The organism is Maribacter sp. R86514 (assembly GCF_044597005.1).
GTDB lineage: Bacteria > Bacteroidota > Bacteroidia > Flavobacteriales > Flavobacteriaceae > Maribacter.
The window spans coordinates 3,805,336-3,822,000 of sequence record NZ_CP138999.1 but is presented as its reverse complement, the minus strand read 5'-3'; the positions used below and the strand labels follow the sequence as shown (position 1 = coordinate 3,822,000).

General features: G+C 35.9%; 12 protein-coding genes and 1 tRNA gene. 4 read left to right on the top strand and 9 right to left on the bottom strand.

The genetic code is table 11. From position 1 onward, the window contains the following. Window positions 1-4: 4 nt before the first annotated feature. Both SJY30_RS16725 and SJY30_RS16720 read right to left on the bottom strand, forming a co-directional pair. A complete protein-coding gene (locus SJY30_RS16725) occupies window positions 5-1,537 on the bottom strand; it encodes a peptide MFS transporter (RefSeq protein WP_396633261.1) in 1,533 nt (510 codons plus the stop codon). A gap of 16 nt (window positions 1,538-1,553) precedes the next feature. Next, entirely contained in the window at window positions 1,554-3,719 is a 2,166-nt protein-coding gene (locus tag SJY30_RS16720) for a S9 family peptidase (RefSeq protein WP_396633260.1), read from the bottom strand. A gap of 211 nt (window positions 3,720-3,930) precedes the next feature. Here SJY30_RS16720 and SJY30_RS16715 point away from each other — a divergent pair, with 211 nt between their 5' ends. Both SJY30_RS16715 and SJY30_RS16710 read left to right on the top strand, forming a co-directional pair. Continuing rightward, the gene (locus tag SJY30_RS16715; RefSeq protein WP_396633259.1) at window positions 3,931-5,247 is read left to right on the top strand and encodes a hydroxymethylglutaryl-CoA reductase, degradative; all 1,317 of its coding nucleotides are present in this window, start codon (window positions 3,931-3,933) and stop codon (window positions 5,245-5,247) included. Window positions 5,248-5,258: 11 nt separating this feature from the next. Then, window positions 5,259-6,170, top strand: a complete 912-nt coding sequence (locus SJY30_RS16710) for a GYDIA family GHMP kinase (protein WP_396633258.1) — start codon at window positions 5,259-5,261, stop codon at window positions 6,168-6,170. A gap of 54 nt (window positions 6,171-6,224) precedes the next feature. Here the strand turns inward: SJY30_RS16710 and SJY30_RS16705 are convergent, their stop codons facing one another. The 6 genes from SJY30_RS16705 to SJY30_RS16680 form a co-directional block, all read right to left on the bottom strand. Further along, entirely contained in the window at window positions 6,225-8,342 is a 2,118-nt protein-coding gene (locus SJY30_RS16705) for a peptidylprolyl isomerase (protein WP_396633257.1), read from the bottom strand. A 110-nt stretch (window positions 8,343-8,452) separates the two neighbouring features. After that, window positions 8,453-9,679: a hemolysin family protein gene (locus SJY30_RS16700; RefSeq protein ID WP_396633256.1), complete on the bottom strand. Its 1,227-nt coding sequence runs from the start codon at window positions 9,677-9,679 to the stop codon at window positions 8,453-8,455. Between the two features lie 258 nt (window positions 9,680-9,937). After that, complete coding sequence (gene lptC / locus SJY30_RS16695) at window positions 9,938-10,549, bottom strand: LPS export ABC transporter periplasmic protein LptC (protein ID WP_396633255.1); 612 nt, start codon at window positions 10,547-10,549, stop codon at window positions 9,938-9,940. Between the two features lie 5 nt (window positions 10,550-10,554). Beyond that, the gene (locus SJY30_RS16690; RefSeq protein WP_396633254.1) at window positions 10,555-11,928 is read right to left on the bottom strand and encodes a tetratricopeptide repeat protein; all 1,374 of its coding nucleotides are present in this window, start codon (window positions 11,926-11,928) and stop codon (window positions 10,555-10,557) included. A 39-nt stretch (window positions 11,929-11,967) separates the two neighbouring features. Further along, window positions 11,968-13,254 (bottom strand): hypothetical protein, encoded by a 1,287-nt coding sequence (locus SJY30_RS16685; protein WP_396633253.1) that lies wholly within the window; start codon window positions 13,252-13,254, stop codon window positions 11,968-11,970. Next, window positions 13,255-13,983, bottom strand: a complete 729-nt coding sequence (locus SJY30_RS16680) for a type III pantothenate kinase (protein ID WP_396633252.1) — start codon at window positions 13,981-13,983, stop codon at window positions 13,255-13,257. A gap of 101 nt (window positions 13,984-14,084) precedes the next feature. On the opposite strand from SJY30_RS16680, the gene SJY30_RS16675 reads away from it, so the two are divergent. After that, window positions 14,085-14,157: transfer RNA gene (locus SJY30_RS16675), tRNA-Phe, on the top strand. Window positions 14,158-14,494: 337 nt separating this feature from the next. Here SJY30_RS16675 and SJY30_RS16670 read toward each other — a convergent pair. Beyond that, window positions 14,495-16,078, bottom strand: coding sequence for a glycoside hydrolase family 32 protein (locus tag SJY30_RS16670; protein WP_396633251.1), 1,584 nt, complete (start codon window positions 16,076-16,078; stop codon window positions 14,495-14,497). Between the two features lie 55 nt (window positions 16,079-16,133). Here SJY30_RS16670 and SJY30_RS16665 point away from each other — a divergent pair, with 55 nt between their 5' ends. Next, window positions 16,134-16,640, top strand: coding sequence for a rhodanese-like domain-containing protein (locus SJY30_RS16665; RefSeq protein WP_396633250.1), 507 nt, complete (start codon window positions 16,134-16,136; stop codon window positions 16,638-16,640). The last annotated feature ends 25 nt before the right edge of the window (window positions 16,641-16,665 follow it).

Here is a 16,665-nt window from a genome sequence, read left to right as displayed (position 1 = left end):
AAGATTAATGCACTTTACCCATTAACTTTTTAATTATCGGTGAAGCCAAAAGAACAATAGCACCTGCACCTAAAGCATATTTAGCAATCAGCATAAAACCATCTGTATAAACCGTTAAAGTTGCAAAACCGTTAACATCGCCATCTGTACTTTCAATGGCTAATTGTTTACCGATAAAACCAACTATCTGAAATGCAAATGCTGATGATAAAAACCAAACCCCCATTATAAAGGCGATTAATCTAGCTGGTGCCAAATCTGTCATTTTAGAAAGACCGACAGGAGACATAAACAACTCACCAACCGACAATAGGAAATACATTAACAAAAGATATGTAAAAGGAACAAAACCACTTTCGTTGGCGCTACCACCACTTAATGCCAAAACGTAAAAACTGATACCGGCAAAAAGTAATCCCAAACCAAATTTATACGGAGTTCTTGGATTCCAATTTTTCTTGCTCAACCACGTCCACATCATTGAAATAGGAATAGCCAATATTATAATGAACATGGAGTTCAGTGAATTGGTTTGTGCCGCAGACATAATACCATCCAAGTCAATATTTCTAGCTGCAAAAAGTGTAATAACACTACCGGACAACTCATGGAAACCCCAGAATATAGTCATGAAAAAAGTTAGTAATACAGCTACGAATAGTTCTTTTCTCTCCTTAACATTTGCCTTGAACATCTCATATGCCAAATATGCCAATACCGCTATACCAATACCTGTGAAAATCACATTAACGATATTTTGATCCGCGAACAACCCATCTGTAGCGATAGCTTTATAAGATGATAATAACAGTGCTATTAATGGTGCTGCCAATACAGCAAGTACAGGCACAAGAATACCTTGTTTTACACCAAGTACTTTTTTCTCCAATACATGCTCATTAGGTGGTAATCCTCTATCTCCAAAAACATTGGTTTGAATACCTCTCCAGAATACGATCAAACCGGTTAACATACCAATACCTGCCAAACCAAAGCCATAGTGCCATCCATAAGTTGCCGCTAGCCACCCACACAACAAAGGAGCTACCCAACCACCAATATTAATACCCATATAAAAAATGGTGAATCCTGAATCTTTTTTAGGATCTCCCTTTTCATACAAGGTACCCACGAACGTGGAAATATTTGGCTTAAAAAAACCGTTACCCACAATAATCAATGATAGCGCCAAAAAGAAGGCCATGTTGTTTTCAATAGCCAGAACAAAGTGACCTATAGACATTAAAATTCCTCCTAAGAAAATGGAATTTCGCATTCCTAGAATCTTATCGGACAATTTCCCCCCGATTACGGTCGATGCATATACCAAAGATCCGTAAGAGGAGTATACAGCTGCCGTGGCGTAATCTCTTTCTGCTAATGCCTTGAAGATTACGTCTATCATGTAAAGCGTCAGCAACGCTCGCATACCGTAGAAGCTAAAACGCTCCCACAACTCTGCAAAGAATAAATAAAATAAACCCTGCGGGTGTCCAAAAACCTGCTTTTGGTCTGAAAATTCAGTACTTTCAGTCATATAGATGTTAGTTTGATTAAAGTTTTTCTTTTATGAAATTGGTCATTTTGTTAAAAAGGTGAATTCTTGTATTTCCACCATAAATCCCGTGATTTTTATCTGGGTAGATTCCCCAATCAAATTGCTTGTCCGCTTGAATTAATGCTTCAATCATTCTCATGGAATTCTGTACATGTACATTATCATCGCCTGTGCCATGTATCAACAAATAATCGCCTTCCAATAATTGCGGATAATTAAATGGCGAGTTGTCATCATAACCACTTGGGTTTTCTTGCGGCGTTTGCATGTAACGTTCCGTATAGATAGTATCATAAAAAGCCCATGAAGTTACCGGAGCAACCGCAATGGCCATTTCAAATGTATCGTTACCTTTTAAAATACAGTTTGTAGACATAAAGCCACCATAGCTCCAACCCCAAATACCTGTTCTATCTGCATCTATATATGGTAATTCACTCAGTTTTTTAGCAGCGGCTATTTGATCTTCTACTTCATATTTACCTAATTCTTTCTGTGTAACTTTCTTGAAATCCCTTCCTTTAAATCCGGTTCCTCTACCATCTACACAAGCAATAATGTAGCCTTCAGCTACTAAACCTTGATGCCAGTAATCATTAGCGCCCATCCAGCTGTTCTTCACATTTTGTGAACCAGGACCACTGTACTGATACATAAACAACGGATATTTTTTTGAAGGGTCAAAATCTTTTGGCTTAATCATGTACATATTAAGATCATTGCCATTTATAGAAATAGTAGAGAATTCTTTAGGACTAACAGCATAACCTTCTAACCTCTTCAATAATTGACTATTGTCTTTTATATCTTTTACTTTCTTACCGCTAATTGCTTGATGCAATGTGTATACCGGCGGAGTATCTGCACTTGAAAACGTATTAATAAAATAGGTGAAATCTGTACTAAAAGAAGCGTTGTTCGTTCCTTTACTTACTGCCAAACCTTTTTTATCATCACCTCCACTACTAATATTGTAAACCCCACGGTTAATAGTACCGTTCTCTGTAGATTGGTAGTATATTTTATCTTCATTCTGATCGTAACCATAGTACTTGGTCACTTCCCAATCGCCTTTAGTAATTTGGTTCATTAAACTACCGTCTTCCCCATAAAGGTAAATATGGTTATAACCATCTTTCTCACTTGTCCAGATAAAGCTATCATCTTCTAAAAAAGTCAAATTATCGGTAACGTCTACATAAGCGTCATCCTTTTCTACCAACAAAACAGAAACTTCACCCTTTTTAGCATTGACCGTATACATTGTTAATTGATCTTGATGCCTATTCAGAGTCTGAACACTTAAATAATCTTTGTGGTTTTTCCATTTAATTCTTGGTACGTAATAAGCATCTTTTAAATCAACCGAAGTAATTGACCCACTTGCAACGTCTAATAGATGTAATGTAACTATAGAATTATTTTCACCTGCTTTTGGATATTTAAAAACGTGTGGCTGTTGATACAACCCTGTGCCATATACATCCATTGAAAATTCTGGAACATTGGTTTCATCAAAACGTAAAAAAGCTATTTTAGAACCATCTGCATTCCATTCAAAAGCACGAACAAAAGCAAACTCTTCTTCATACACCCAATCGGTAACGCCATTGATTATTTTATTTTTTACTCCATCTTCAGTAACCTGTTTAGTTTTACCCGTAGGAAGATCAAAAATATAAATGTTGTTACTTTTTACATACGCAACTTTACTACCATCTGGGGATAATAATGGTTCTTGAATTTTGTCATCACTAACTTTTATCACCTCTTTTGTAGCTATATCATAGACATAATATATACCAAGTTTCGATCTTCTGAATATTGGCTCTACTTCCGTAGACAATAGCAGCTGTTTTTCATCTGAACTAAAGTCATATGAAGAGAAGGAAGTAATTTCAGCTAAATCTGCAGACGAAACTACGGTACCTACTTTTTCTAATGTTTTATAATCATATTTGTCAACCGTAGTAATTTGGCTGGATCTGTTTGTATTAAGAACCGTGTACTGGGTGCCGTTCTTCATGGACCTAAGGGCATCCATCCCTTCTGTTCTAAAAGCTCCTTGATAAATATCCGAAACTTGTATTGTTTTCTCCTGTGCCCAAGTAAATACGCTGAATGAAAGTAAAATCAACGCAATTAAGTGTGTTTTTCGCATAAATAAGTGAATTTTGTTAAATCTCTCAAGTTTACCACAATTTCCTCAAAAAAACACGCTTTAGAGTAAAAAAGAAAGTGCTTTTAACGCTTTGACCATTTAAAAAAGATTATTGCCAATATGCGTATCTTTACCACTGTTACAATGTGCTGTATTTTTCATGATCTTCACATTTACACAACATTGAATATTAGTAGAAAGTTATACCTAAATGACCAAACCGATAAGTGGTTTTTCCAAACTAACGAAAGAGGAAAAAATAGACTGGGTTACAGCGAATTTCACGCAAAACGTAGTCCAATCAAAGAAAATTCTGCAAACGTATTGGAACCAAGATAAAAGTGTTCAGCAATTGCATGATGAGTTTATTGAAAATACTATCACAAACTTATACGTACCACAAGGCATTGCACCCAATTTTTTAATCAACGATACGCTATACGCCATACCTATGGCCATAGAGGAGAGTTCTGTAATTGCAGCAGCAAGTAAAGCTGCTAAATTCTGGTTAAAACGAGGCGGATTCAAAGCAGAAATACTAGGTACTGAAAAAGTAGGTCAGGTTCATTTCATCTTCAAAGGGGATACTGAAAAACTAGAGTCGTTTTTTACGTACTTAAAACCTATTTTACTAGCAGAAAGTGCATCTTTGACTACTAGCATGGAAAAAAGGGGTGGTGGCATTACAGACATCGTTCTAAAGGATAAAACCGATGAGCTAGACCACTATTTTCAATTGCACGCTACTTTTGAAACTAAAGATGCCATGGGCGCTAATTTCATTAACAGTTGTTTGGAGCAATTTGCAACAACCTTAAAAAAAGAAGCCGCCAAGTTTGATGCATTTTCTACACAAGAAAAAGATGTAGAAATAGTAATGAGCATACTTTCCAACTATGTTCCCAACTGTACCGTTCGCGCAGAAGTAAGTTGCCCGGTAGAAGATTTAAATCTATCGGCAGAATTGACCCCGCAACACACTGCAGAAAAAATAATACAGGCCATCAAAATTGCCCAAGTGGAACCCTATCGTGCGGTGACGCACAATAAAGGTATCATGAACGGTATAGACGCGGTAGTACTGGCTACGGGAAACGACTTTAGAGCCGTTGAAGCCGGTGTACATGCGTATGCTTGTAAAGACGGACAATACAGAAGCTTAACCAATGCGAAAATTGAAGACGGAATTTTTAAATTTTGGATAGAGCTACCGTTGGCATTAGGAACCGTTGGTGGACTTACGAATTTACATCCTCTTGTGAAGCTAAATTTAGAAATGTTGCAGCGACCATCGGCTAAAGAACTCATGCAAATAGTTGCCGTTGCGGGACTAGCACAAAACTTTGCTGCAGTAAGCTCTTTGGTTACTACAGGAATTCAAAAAGGGCACATGAAAATGCATCTTTTAAATATCTTAAACCAACTCGGTGCCAACGAAAATGAAAAAGCCACTTTGGTGGAACATTTTAAAACCAACCAGGTTACGCACCACGCTGTGGAAAGTCAATTAAGTATTATTAGAAAGTAAATCTTTAAGCTATGACAAAGGAATTTTACAGCAACGGAAAATTACTATTGACAGGTGAATATGCCATTCTTGATGGCGCAAAAGGGCTAGCATTACCAACGAAATTTGGACAGTCTTTAAAACTTAGAAACAAGAATACAGAGACAATTCACTGGTTTGGCGTTGATGAAAATGACGATACGTGGTTTTATGCCGAATTTTCTAAATCAGATTTTAAAACCGTTACAACCACTGACGAAGCTACATCCGATCGATTGAAGCAAATATTGACAGAAACCAACAAGCTTAATCCTGAATTCTTATCCAAGATTACTGAAAACAGTATAATTGAGACTAAATTTACCTTCCCTATGGTTTGGGGACTGGGCACCTCTTCTACTTTAATAGCCAATATGTCAACTTGGGCAGGCGTTAATCCGTATCAATTATTAGAGTCCACTTTTGGCGGTAGCGGATATGATATTGCATGCGCAACGCATAGTTCTGCTATTACCTATCAAAGAAATAATTTTGAGCCAATAGTTGATGAAGCTCATTTTAACCCATCTTTTAAAGACGAACTGTTCTTTGTTTATCTAAACCAGAAAAAGAACAGTAGAGATGCCATTAATAGCTACAGAAGTTTAGAATTTGATAAAGAGGCTTTTATAACTAAGGTAGACGCTATAACCGAAAATATTCAAAAGTGTACCGACATAACCGAGTTTGAGGATTTATTGAACGAGCACGAGGCTATTTTATCAAAAACACTTCAAATTCCTACTATCAAAGATTTGCTTTTCACTGATTACCCTAGAACTATTAAAAGTTTAGGAGCTTGGGGCGGGGACTTTGTTTTAGCTACCGGGACGGAAAAAGATATGTCTTACTTCAAGGAAAAAGGACACCATACTATTCTACCCTACTCAAAAATGATACTATAAAAAAAGAGCATCCAAATTGGATGCTCTTTTTTTATATAAATCTTAAAATTACTACTAGTAGAACGTAGCTCTTTTATCTTCAATTTCAGAACCTTCTTTCAACGCGTTGTATACCGCAGTGTTCACTCGAGTAGCTGCTCCTGTTTTCAAAGCATTGGCATACACACTATAATTATCCAACTTAGGAGCTTCTGTTTTCTTCACGATTTCAATTTTAAACACACCGGTGTTTCCTTCAATCAATCCTGAAGTTTCACCAGCACCCATTCCGTAAGCAGTACCTACTACAACTGGCTCGCTACCAGCGCCAGGAATAGTTGGCGATTTAACAGTAAGCGCAGAAGCATTAGAAACGCTTACACCGTTATCAGATGCTATAGCATTCATATCTTTACCCTTGTTAGCTGCGATAATCTGCGCAGCCTTACGTTCTTTACGTATTTTTGGTAAAACAAGTACAGAAGCATCTTCAGCACTCATTACACCTTCAGCGTAACTACCTGTTAATTGAACAACAGCATAACCGTTATTGATATTAAACCTCTTTACATCACCAACTTCTGTATCAGCATTGAATGCCCACTGTACAATATTTCTTTGGTTTGTTAACCCAGGCAGGTTTTCATCTAAAGCTTTTATTTTATTTACAGGACGAACAACATATTCATCTTTTTTTGCAATGGTAGAAAAGCCACTTTCGTCTTCTGTAGTTTCCATTTCAAATTTGGTAGCACTGGTAAACAAAGTATTGATTGTTTCTTCTGAAGGAACAATCTCTCTATCTACGGTTGCTATTTGAACAACATCTTCTTTATCGTCAATTTTAATTACGTGAAATCCAAAATCGGTTTCGACCATTCCAATTGAACCTTCTGAGTTACCAAAAGCGAAGTCGTTAAAAGCAGGTACCATTACCCCTCTTTGAAAGTAACCTAAATCTCCACCGTTTGGCGCAGACGGTCCGTCTGAATTATCTCTAGCCAATGTAGAAAATACAACTCCTGATTTTTTAGCTTCTCTCAATAGTTCTTTTGCCTTAGCTTCAGCTTCTTCCTTAGTTCTAGTTACCTCAGGGTTAGCTCTCGTTGCCCCTGTATAAGCTAAAAGAATATGACTCGCTTTTACAGAACCATTCGGCTTTCTAGCGATCATTTTAGAAATCTTGTATGAATCTCCGTCTTTATAAGGACCGTAGATTTGACCTACGTTCAAACTCATTAAGGTATCTGCAACACTAGAAGGCAGGTTTTTCTTCGCCTTATATATCGTATCGAATTTAGTATCTGAATATCTATCTAAAAATGCAGCAACATCGGTTGTATTTCTAAATCCTCTAATAGTATCGTTACGATCTGTTTGAGAATTGTACTCAATAGTATCAACTAAAAGCTTAGTGATCTCATCTTTAATAGCTGCTTGATCAGCCTCAGATGGCTTCTCTTGAAAATATACATACTGTAAATCTCTTGCAGGATCCTGCTTGTATTCATCTTTGTGCTTGCTTACATAATCGGCAATTTCACTTTTAGTAACGTTAATCGTGCTATCTGGAATAGAAGTGTAAGGTACTCTTACATACTTAATATCCATTTTTTCGTTCGCCAATTTATAATCCAGCTCACCTTCTTTCAATGTAGCGCCAACACCGGCCTTGACCATATTAAAATATGTTTGCTCTTTTGCCAATTGAACGATTTCAGCTTCAGTTTGTAACCAAGCATCATATTGTGCAGGGTTGTTGACTTTCCAATCTGCAACGGTTTGTCTGAACATGTTCGCATCAAACTGACCATTTTGATCTTGAAACTGAGGATTCTGAGCATAACCGGTAGTTCTTAGAAAATCAACGATCTGATCTTGCTCAATACCAATACCTAAATCTTCGAACTGCTCTCCTAAAATGGTCTTTCTTACTTTGTTCTCCCAAACTTGGTTTACCACTTGCATTGAAGATGTTGTTGGACCAACTCTTTTAGAAGCCACTTCGACTTCTTGCCTGAATTCATCAATAGAAATATCTTCTCCATTAATTTCGGCTACTGACGAGCCTACTTTTTCTCCTCCAAAATTGCTACTGGTAAAAACCCCAGATATAACAAAAGCAAAAAGTGCCAAACCTATAATCAAGATCAACACAGTTGTACGTTTCCTAATATTTTCTAATACTGCCATTCTAATTAACGTTTAAAATAATCGTTTGTGGTTATTGGGAGGCAAAACTACCATTTTTAATTGAAATAATAAAAACTAAAAAGACTCCTAATTTATTGATTGATGCACTGTTATTCCTCTTCCAAAACTTCTATTGAAATCAAATCTATTTTGGTATTGGAAACTTCTAGCACGGTAAACTTATAAGCGTCTATGGTAAGCTCTACTTCTTTATCTGGAATCTCCCCTAAGGTATGCACTAAAAGACCGCCTAAGGTCTCATATTCATCCGATACCGGAAGATTTAATTTGTGATTTTCATTAATATCATCCACTTCTAATCTTGCAGAGAACAAAAAGTGACGTTCATCGACCACTTCTTCCCTTAAATCTGTACTATCGTGCTCATCTTCTATTTCGCCGAAAAGCTCTTCAACAATATCTTCTACCGTTACCAAACCAGATGTACCACCATATTCATCTAATACTACCGCAATACTTTTACGTTTTTTAATAAGTACATTTAGCATATCTTGAATAAGCATTGTTTCTGGCACAAACTCTACAGGCAATAAGATACTCTTAATTGTCTTTGGCTTTTTGAACAGTTCATAAGAATGCACATAACCTATAACATCATCTACAGTATCATTATATACTAGTATTTTAGAATAACCTGTCTCTGTAAACAATTTTGCCAAATTTTTAGGGGTCTCATGCATTTCAACAGCAACAATCTCTGTTCTGGGCACCATAACCTCTCGCGCTTTCACAGCAGCAAACTCTAATGCGTTCTGAAAAATTTGAATCTCGGTATCTACCTCATCTTCTTCTTCAATAGTTTCCATCTGTTCTGTTATATAATCACCCAATTCTAATTTACTGAATGCCAATTGTACTTCATCTCCCGATGTTCCAAACACATATTTTAATATGAAATCTGAAATCCAAATAATAAAGTCGGATATAAAAGAAAATAAAAGGTAAAATATAAAAGCTGGAATCGCCAATAACTTCAATAAGTTATTCGCATAAATTTGAAAGAGAACCTTAGGTAAAAATTCTGCGGTTATTAAAATAACAAAAGTAGAAATCAATGTTTGGGTCAACAGACTAAAATCTGTGATCAACAATTTTAAAAAGGCATTATCAGGTGCAATACCCGCAAACCAGTTCATGAGCACATCGCCCATAAAAAGACCGTAAATGACCAAGGCTATATTGTTACCAATAAGCATGGTTGCAATAAACTTTGATGGTTTCTTGGTTAATCTGGTCAAAACCTTTGCCAAAAAGCCTTCTTGTTTTTTCTCTATTTCAATATGGATTTTGTTCGCAGAGACAAAGGCAATTTCCATTCCTGAGAAAAATGCTGAAAAAAATAAGGAAAGTATAATTATAATACCGGCTGTACCCACTATTTGTTTTGATTATCCCGTTTACGTTGTTCGAATTTTTTCCTGTAGTTTCTTCTAAACAAGAACATACCTATAGATACAATAGCAAAAAATATGAAAAAATAAGCCATGCTTCTATCTGTATTCCAATCCGTAAAAATTCGGTAAATTGAAAATCCAGCTACTATTACGTATAAGTATTCTGTATACCTTAAAATATTAATCATTCTCTTGTTCTTTATCTTCTTTAATTAACATAAGTCCGTAAGTCTTATGTGCATTTAAAAATTTAAGGTCTTTTTGAATATCCATTCCTTCACCATCCATTACCGTTCCATCATCAGGATTAGTAAATGTGAATTTCTCTTGCGTAAATGCCCATTCGTTACCACGGTCGTAATACAATTGAGATGTTGCTAATTTCTTACCATCATCACTCTTTATAAGTACATTACCACGCAAATCTACGATAGAAGTCTTAGAATACAACACACCATAGTCTGCCTCTATAATTGTTTTTTCATTTTTTTCGTTGAAAATCTCTACCAAAAGACCTTCTGGAAAAGTTTGGTACGGAAAAGACAACTGCTCAAAATCATTTCTAATAGGACCTGAGAGTATTGCCAAAACCTTTGAAGAACCCTCATCTTCTGAGCCTAATTTTTCTGGAGATTCGGTATAGGTAGCTACAAAATTCTCTGCTACACTTCTTGGATATATCTCCTTTGGTGCTTCTTCACCTACTCTCTTATATTCATCTTGACAAGATAAAAAAAGCATTGCCATGGTATAAACCACGGCAATGCCTTTAAAATTTTTAATCTGTATCATTTTTTCTATAAAGAAGGTACTTTCACGCTACCACCAACCCAACAGTTGAAAGTAACAGTTTTACCAGCCATACCTGAACTAAAGATCATCTCTTTAGATGGTGCTTTTGAACTATAGCTGTTTGCAGCTTGACTTGAAGAACCACTTAATGATGGATCTACTCTACCTGCTTTTCTTGCCATATCAGCTGCTTTCCAATAGATAGCTCTTTTCTCGAAAGCAGACGTACCACAACTGTTTGCACTTGTTGCATATAAGTTAGCGATCAATAAATATGCACGACCGTTAGATGGGTTAGCATCAATAGCTTTCTGAGCATATTTACGAGCAGTAGACTTACTACCTTTTCTTTTATTAATAACTGCTACTTTGTAAGCAATCTTAGATTTCTTCTCATTATTTGTTTCTAAAGACAATGCTTTATCAAAATCTGCAAGTGCACCAGAACTGTCTCCATTTTTCATTTTCAAAGTACCACCATATACATAAGCATCGGCAGATGGATCTAAAGCTAATTGCGCTTCAAATAATTTTTGAAACAAAGGATCATCAGTACATTCTTTGTTGAACATTAAACCTACCGCTCTTTTCACCCAAACAATATCACCTTTTTTCTCTTCAAAACTCTTTTCGTATAAAGGAATAAGGTTGCTACAATCTGCTAAAGGACCTAATTTAGAATCAATACTACCAGCTATTTTACCATAAGCTCCAGAGTAAGAGTTGTAAGCCTTTAAACGAGACTTCTCTTTTGAAGTCAATGTACCAGCTTCTTCTTTAGGTAACAACTTTGCTATTTTTCCTGTGATTTTTTCGTTTTCAACTTCTATTTTTTCAGTAACCGCATCGTATACATCAAAAACTTCTTGCAAGTCTTTTCTACCTGCTTTATGCTCATCAACCAAACTAGAGAAATAGATATATAACGCCTTAGGATTTGTAAAATTCTCTTTATCCTTAGTAAATGCATCGCTCAACATGCTGTACATTTTTGCATCATCTGCCATTTTATTATCGTACATCACCATTGCCTTATCAACATCGGTTTCACCTTGACTGGTCTTAGATGCAAAATGCTTCAACTTATTGTCATAAAGACCCATTAAATCATTAGCAAATTTTTCTTTGTCGGCACCTGTCGCCTTTTTCATCTTATCTTTAAGTATACGTTCACCATATACATAGATAGCGTTATTTAACTGCGGACAAGTTTCATAAACCATTTTCCATGGCTCATAGGCCGCATCATAATTTTTAACTTTTGAATGCTCAGAAAAAATGGACAAGTTAGTCATACATTCAGGGTTTTGCGCCTGCGCATTGCTCACTCCCATCATCCCTAGGAACATTATTGCCGTGAAGTAAAGTTTCGATTTCATGTTTTCTCTTTTTAAAATGGTTAATGTACTAAATTTTTATTAATTGATTTTTCTTTTCTGGAACCAACGATCGTTTAACGATAGACCTACATTAAATTTAAAATAGCTCTCTTCTATCAAATTAGCCCTAGTAGTTCCTCTTTTACCAAATTCAAAACCTACGTTAAGATTTGAGAAACTTCGTCCCAGTGGTAAGCCTAATCCAAAAGTTATGCCAAAGTTATTTATATCAACGTCATTCACTAGCATACCTGTCTTATCTAAACGTAAACCAGCTCGGTAAGTAATTCGTTTTAAGTAACCTGTAAAAGAATCATGATCAGGAGTAATAAAGGCTCCAAATGCAAAAGAACTAGCATCTTCATACATTATACTATCTGCACCCAAGAATGCATTCTCAAAAGAACTCATCTCTTGAAAACTATATTCAGCACCTATAAACCATTTATAATCTTCACCGTAACCCAAACCTATAGTTGTGGTCGTTGGTATCTTCAATTCTGTATTTCTTAAATTTTGGGAAACCAAATCTACTTCTACCTCTTCTATATCGCCACCTGTTAAAACAGAAAATGAACCTAGCTGCCTATCATTTTTAGAAACTAAGTTACCTTGGGTATTTACACGTATTGAAGTATGTAATCTATTTCTACCTTTTAATATGGGAGAATAATTTAGGGCATAGTTAAAATCAAAGCCGTTTACCCTTGAGCTTCTTCTGTCGAACGTACCAAACTGCACACCATCCACTTGTTGCAATCTTTCACTATCCAACGTACCAAAATTAAAATTTATAGTGGCACCTATCGTCAAATCTTTCAATACCTCATATCCTACCGAGTAAAAAGCTCGCGTTAAGCCACCTTCACCAGAGTAAACATTTGTTAAAGAACTATTTGTCGTTGCTCTCTCATCTACCAAATTATAACCAACGGATGAATAAGGCATAATACCGAAACCCATACCCAAACCTTTACCTACGCTAAAACCGAGCGCCAAATAATCTAGACTTGTAATAGAGCTTTGTTCTTCTTCGGTGAAACTTTTAAGTGTGTATTGTTTATTGGAGACACCAGCAGTGTACGTAACCAGACCTTCTCGATCCATTACCTCTAAACCTAACTTACCAAAAGCGGCCGGGTTTCTTAAATTGATATGAATACTATCGGCATAGATACCAATACCCCCCATCATTTGATTTTCTATCGTGCTTTCGTTTTTTAAATCTCCGATTCCAAAGAAAGAATAAGGAGAAACGGTACCGTCTTGAGCGTACATACCAACAGTGGTAATGTATACAATTGCAATTACAATTTTTTTGATCATTTAGTGCTTGTTGTATTCCAGCAAATAATTAAGCCCTTTCAGGAGAAATTTGGAATCCGCAAATATGGTATTTTTTAATCGTTTAGACAAAAATTGTGTGTCTCCACCGGTTAAAATAACTGTTAAATTTTCAAATCTAGCTTTGTAAAGATCAATGACACCGTCTATTTCAAGCGTTATTCCATTTACAACCCCACTATGAAGACAGTTTTCTGTAGTATTACCTATGTAGTCCAACAACTCTTTTTTCTCGAGCAACGGCAACTTCGCCGTCTGTTCATGCATGGCATTGTAACGCATTTGAACACCTGGAGAAATGGCACCACCAAGGTATTCATCAAAATCATTTAACATATCATAGGTAACACAACTACCCGCATCAATTATTAAATTATTGTGATGTGGATTAAAATAATAAGCTGCAGTTGCCAAGGCTAAACGATCAACACCTAAAGTTTGTGGTGATGCATATGAGTTCTTAAATGGTACTTTTGAGGTGTTTGAAAGCTCATGAAGATTACAAAAAACCGCCACAACCTTCATTTGTTCCTTTGAAAGCGACCCTACACTAGAAACTATTGAATATTTTATTTTAGGGAATTCTTTGAAAATCTTTTTAACTGCCTCTACGAACAAATCGACAACAACAGTCTCTAAATGAATTATTTCCGACTTTTTAAAGATTGCTAATTTAACGTTCGTATTACCTGCATCTATTATTAAATTCATGTTACAAAGATTAAAAATTAAAAAAACATTTTTCTTTTTTTACGATTTAGTTTGGAAATCATAAAATTGAAATTATATTTGCACCCGCTTACAGCAAGCATGGTGCCTTAGCTCAGTTGGTAGAGCAATGGACTGAAAATCCATGTGTCCCTGGTTCGATTCCTGGAGGCACCACAATAAATCCTTACTTAACAGTAAGGATTTTTTTGTTTAATACACCTACCTGTTATTTCCCAAAAATACATAGTACCTGTTAAGAAGCATACTTGCAACTCATTATTCTACAATAAATTTAAATTGAATTATGACCTTCTACGGTTAATGATAGCCAAGAATACTTTTATCTTTATCTAAAACATTAGCACAGCCTATTGCTAAAGAAACAACACTGGTAAACGTATGAATACACCTTCTTACAAAAAATCAATATTGCAAACTATTGCTTTAAACAAGGCAGCATTTAAATAGCATAGACATCGCTAGCTAAAAAAGAATCAACAAACAATCCGTTTTAATCCCACACGCGTTCTACCTTATGCTCGGTAAAATCTTCTATTTCCAACTTCTCTTCTGAGTTATTTACAATGGTTAAAGCCCTAAAAAACTCATTAGGGAAAATCTGATTTGTCATTACATATTGCCCCTCATTTATAAACAATTCTAATGACGAATGATCTAAAAGCATAACTATCTCAATAGGACCATTAGGAATATTGGGAATTTTCATTTGCTGCACATCTGGAGAAAACTTCTCGCTAAAGTCCGTTTTACCTGATTTTCTTCGATCTAGGGTCACTATCTTTTTATCTCTATCAATAGCTATACTTAAACTATCCCCATTTTTATTCCTGAAATACATTTGCGCATTTGGCACGGATAACGTAAACTGAATTTTACTTTGATTTCCATATTTAAGCGGAAGAATTCTTTTACGTGTAGGCAGAATTTCTATCGTACTTTCAGGATATGCCAATGCAACGTGCTTCTCAAAACTTTTTAAAGGATAATTAAACAACGACACCTCACCCCCTACATTACGTAAGCTCAATAACCTTGGCACCGTCATGGCACTACGCCATTTTTCTGTAGGCGTATCCATTGCATAGTCCCAATTACTCATCCAACCCATAAACACACGCTGATTATTAGGAGCATCGTTATAGGTTACCCCTGCATAATTATCTCTTCCTAAATCTATCCATTTGTGCTCTACATGATCGGTAGTGAAAGTTGTACCATCAAAATCCCCTATAAAATATTGCGTTCCACTACCTCCGTTTGGCGCACCCGGGTTAACACTTATCAGTAGTACCCATTTTACCTCATCAGTACCATCTATTTTTAGCGGAAACATATCTGGGCATTCCCAAACTCCGCCATGTGCTCCTTGCTCCTTACCAAACTCACTAACTTTTTCCCACTCTTTTAAATTTGGAGAATTCCAGATTTGCAAATGATCTCCTGCAACCAAAAGCATGGTCCAGCTTTCGGTTATTTTATTCCAAAATACCTTAGGATCTCTAAAATCTTTATTACCCTGATTTTCTATAACCGGATTTCCCTCAAACTTGGTCCAGCTTTCACCATTATCTAAACTATAGGCAATGCCTTGCGTTTCATAATCATTGGTACCGGCTTTTTCCGCTACTGCGTTATGATAGGTAAATATGGCAACCATTGCAGGATTATCAACCGTACCAAAACCCGAAGTGTTATTATGATCCACCACCGCACTACCAGAGAATATGTATCCGTTTTCATCAGGATAAAGTACTACTGGCTTATGCTTCCACTTTATCATATCTTCACTTACCGCATGCCCCCAATGCATAGGTCCCCAAACTGTACTATCAGGATAATATTGATAGAACAAATGATACAGGCTATCCTTGTACACTAATCCGTTAGGATCGTTCATCCAATTTTTCTCTGGCGAAAAATGATACTGAGACCTATATGGTTCTATATAATATCCCGTAGGCTCCTCATCTTCCGTAACAACTTCTTGTTTTACATGTTGCTTACAACTAAAATTTAATAGAACACATATTATAATAAAGGCCACTAAGCCATTATTTTGCATAGTTTTAACCATAAATTCACTTTTATATCGGCACTTCTTAAATCGTATTTATAGTACCTTTGTAATAATGAAAATACTAAATTATAAATTATTACTCTGTGTATTTACCTTCCTTTCTTTATCGCAAAAAGGGATAAGTCAAGACAAAATTTCCAAGGCTCTAAAATCTTGGAATAAGGGAACGATACCTTATGTTTATTTTGATCATATGCCTACAACCGATTCTATCGCGTTTTTGGATACAAGGGAAAAAGAAGAGTTTGAGGTTAGCCATCTAAAAAATGCCCTATGGGTAGGTTATAAAAAATTTGACGAACAAGTAGTGCTTGAAACCATTACAGATAAGGATCAACCCATAATCGTTTACTGCTCTATAGGAGTACGCTCTGAAGATATAGGCGAACAATTAAAAGAATTAGGCTATACCAATATTCTCAATTTATATGGTGGTATTTTTGATTGGAAAAATAAAGGAGGCGAAGTTTTTAACGACCAAGAAATAGCTACCGATAGCGTTCATGCTTTTAGCAAGCATTGGGGCAAACTTTTACACGAAGGTATAAAGGTTTATTAGTTAGGAGTTAGGAGTTAGGAGTTAG